This is a genomic window from Nocardiopsis lucentensis DSM 44048 (genome assembly GCF_000341125.1).
Taxonomy (GTDB): Bacteria; Actinomycetota; Actinomycetes; order Streptosporangiales; family Streptosporangiaceae; genus Nocardiopsis; species Nocardiopsis lucentensis.
This window is the reverse complement of sequence record NZ_ANBC01000055.1, coordinates 1-2,395: the sequence shown is the minus strand read 5'-3', so window position 1 is coordinate 2,395 and position 2,395 is coordinate 1. Positions and strand designations below refer to the sequence as shown.

Below are 2,395 nucleotides of genomic sequence, written 5' to 3'. Positions count from 1 at the left end.
CGGCCGACGATGTGCACGGCCGCGCAGCCGAAGGCGTTGGCGGTGCGCACGACCGAACCGATGTTGAAGTCGTGCGACCAGTTCTCCACGGCGACGTGGAACGGGTGCCGCACGGCGTCGAGGTCGGCGACGATCGCCTCCCGCCGCCAGTAGCGGTAGCGGTCCACGACGTTGCGACGGTCGCCCCCGGCCAGGAGTTCGGGGTCGTACCGGTCGTCCTCCGGCCAGGGGCCGACCCACGGCCCCACGCCCACCTCGCGCGCCTCGTCCTCACCGGGGGCGGGAGACGGCGTCGGGGCGGTCGCTGGCGCGGAGTACTCGTTCATCCGTTCCAGCTTACGGACCTCGTCAGCGTCCGGATCCGTGGACGTTCCCGCCGTGCACGTGTCCGACCTGGATCACCGTGCCGCTGACGTCGTCGGCGCGGTTGACCACCGGGCCGTAGGTCACCTGGCCGGGCTGGGCGGCCAGGGCGTCCATGAAACGGCGGATCTCCGGTTCGGCCTCGGCCGCGCGCTCCAGGTGGCCGGCGACCGCGGTGATCGCCGCCTCGTCGTCGGGCTCGAGCAGGGCCTCGTCCAGCGCCTCCTGGGCCTCGGGGTCGCCGCGGAAGTACCGGAAGACCGTCTTGCGGAAGGACTTGAAGTCGTCGATCGTCGCCTGACTGACGACCTCGGCGATCTTGGCCACGGTGCCGGTGGCGACGGCCGTGGCCAGGGCGATGGTGGAAGGGTCGGGCATGGGGGCTCTCCTCCCGAGGGGTGTGTACGCTCCCCAGTCTTCCCCGTCAGGCGGTGCGCTGTCGCCCTCTCGCGACCAGAAGTGCCACCGCGCGCCAGCCGAGGAGCGTCACGGCCAGGAAGACGGAGGTCACCAGGACGAAGCTGAGCGGCGCGTCCTCCCCGGTGGCCAGGCGCGACACCATGCCTCCGGCGACGGTCACCGCCCAGACGAACAGACCGGTTGGCCAGATCCGGACAGGGGAGCGCCAGGCCAGGGTGACCACCCAGCCCAGCACGAGGGCGGCCAGGAACGGCCACGCGGTCGAGGCCACCGCGGGGAGGGCGAGTCCGGTCTCGTGGTCGGCCTTGCCGATCACCACGAAGGCGAGCACGCACACCAGGTCGGCCGCCAGCGCGAGCGGCGCCGTGAAGGAACGCATACCCCAAGGCTATGGCCGCCGCCGGCGGGCCTTCCGGCGGGTCGGGCGGTGGAGGCGACGGGGTGTCCCGGGCGGGTCCCCGGCGGCCTCGGGGACCGGGCGGGTCCGACTGGCTCCGATCGGCTCCGGGCGGTCCGGGAGCGTCGGGTGACACCGTCTGGTCATAACGTGAACCACACGCGAGTCACACGCGTCAATCCCCGTTGGGGCGGCCACGGGACCGCCCCACGCCCACGGGTACCCGGACCCTCCCCGGTCCCGTCGAGCTTCCAGCCCGCCCCGCCACCGAGTGACAGATCGGCCGACGCATGCCCCCACGCCAGTCCTCGCCGGTACCGCCCGCTGGACCGGGTTCCGCCCCGCCCTTCGGGTTGCGGCCGCTCACGGCCGACGAGCCCCGTCGTGTCGGTTCGTTCCGCGTGGTCGGGCGGATCGGGGCGGGCGGGATGGGGTCGGTGTACGCGGCCCTGGACGACGCCGACCGGCGGGTGGCGGTCAAGTGCGTGCACCGGGTCTACGCCGCCGACGCCGAGTTCCGCCAGCGCTTCGCGCGCGAGGTCGCGCTGGTCCGCCGCGTGAGCGCTGTCTGCGTGCCGAGCTTCGTCGACGCCGATCCCGAGGCCGACCTGCCCTGGCTGGCGACCGAGTACGTTCCCGGGCCCACCCTGCACGAGCACGTCGGGGGGAACGGTCCCCTGGCCGGGGACGCCCTCCCGGCCCTGGCGGTCGGGTCGGCCGAGGCGCTGGCCGCGATCCACGCGGCGGGTGTGGTGCACCGGGACCTGAAGCCGGGAAACGTGATCCTGTCGCCCGAGGGGCCGAGGGTGCTCGACTTCGGTATCGCGCGGGCGGTGGAGGAGACCGCGCTGACGCGCACCGGCGGCCTGGTCGGGACTCCGGGGTGGATCGCCCCGGAGCAGTACCGGGGCGCCCCGGCCACGGACCGCTCGGACATCTACGCCTGGGGCGGGTTGGTGGCCTTCGCCGCGACCGGCCGCCACCCGCACGGTTCGGGGACCTCGAGCACGATGGCCGCGCGGATCCTGTCCGAGCCCCCGGACCTGGACGGTGTCCCGGCCGGATTGCGGGAGGTGCTGGAGCGGGCGCTGGACAAGGACCCCGAGCGGCGCCCGGACGCGGCCACCGCGATGCGTGAGGTCGCGTCGGCGCTGTTCCCCGACGGGGCGGCCGCCGCGGTGAGCGGGGGCGGCGACGTCGACGTCCCTCGTGTCA

At 74.2% G+C, this 2,395-nt stretch carries 3 protein-coding genes and 1 pseudogene; 1 reads left to right on the top strand and 3 read right to left on the bottom strand.

Going from position 1 to position 2,395, the window contains the following annotated elements; translation table 11 throughout:
• The 3 genes and pseudogenes from D471_RS0101575 to D471_RS0101565 all read right to left on the bottom strand — a co-directional run.
• A pseudogene (locus tag D471_RS0101575) lies at positions 1 to 326 on the bottom strand (rRNA methyltransferase); the annotation flags it as partial.
• Positions 327 to 348: 22 nt separating this feature from the next.
• Entirely contained in the window at positions 349 to 741 is a 393-nt protein-coding gene (locus D471_RS32530; RefSeq protein WP_017597000.1) for a hypothetical protein, read from the bottom strand.
• A gap of 46 nt (positions 742 to 787) precedes the next feature.
• Complete coding sequence (locus D471_RS0101565) at positions 788 to 1,162, bottom strand: DUF3054 domain-containing protein (RefSeq protein ID WP_017596999.1); 375 nt, start codon at positions 1,160 to 1,162, stop codon at positions 788 to 790.
• Positions 1,163 to 1,470: 308 nt separating this feature from the next.
• On the opposite strand from D471_RS0101565, the gene D471_RS0101560 reads away from it, so the two are divergent.
• The coding region (locus D471_RS0101560; protein ID WP_152486192.1) for a serine/threonine-protein kinase at positions 1,471 to 2,395 on the top strand (925 nt) is incomplete at its 3' end.

Excerpts from the sequence above, each read along its gene's own strand:
- D471_RS0101565 (WP_017596999.1), bottom strand. The coding sequence starts at position 1,162 with ATGCGTTCCTTCACGGCGCCGCTCGCGCTGGCGGCCGACCTGGTGTGC.
- D471_RS32530 (WP_017597000.1), bottom strand. The coding sequence starts at position 741 with ATGCCCGACCCTTCCACCATCGCCCTGGCCACGGCCGTCGCCACCGGC.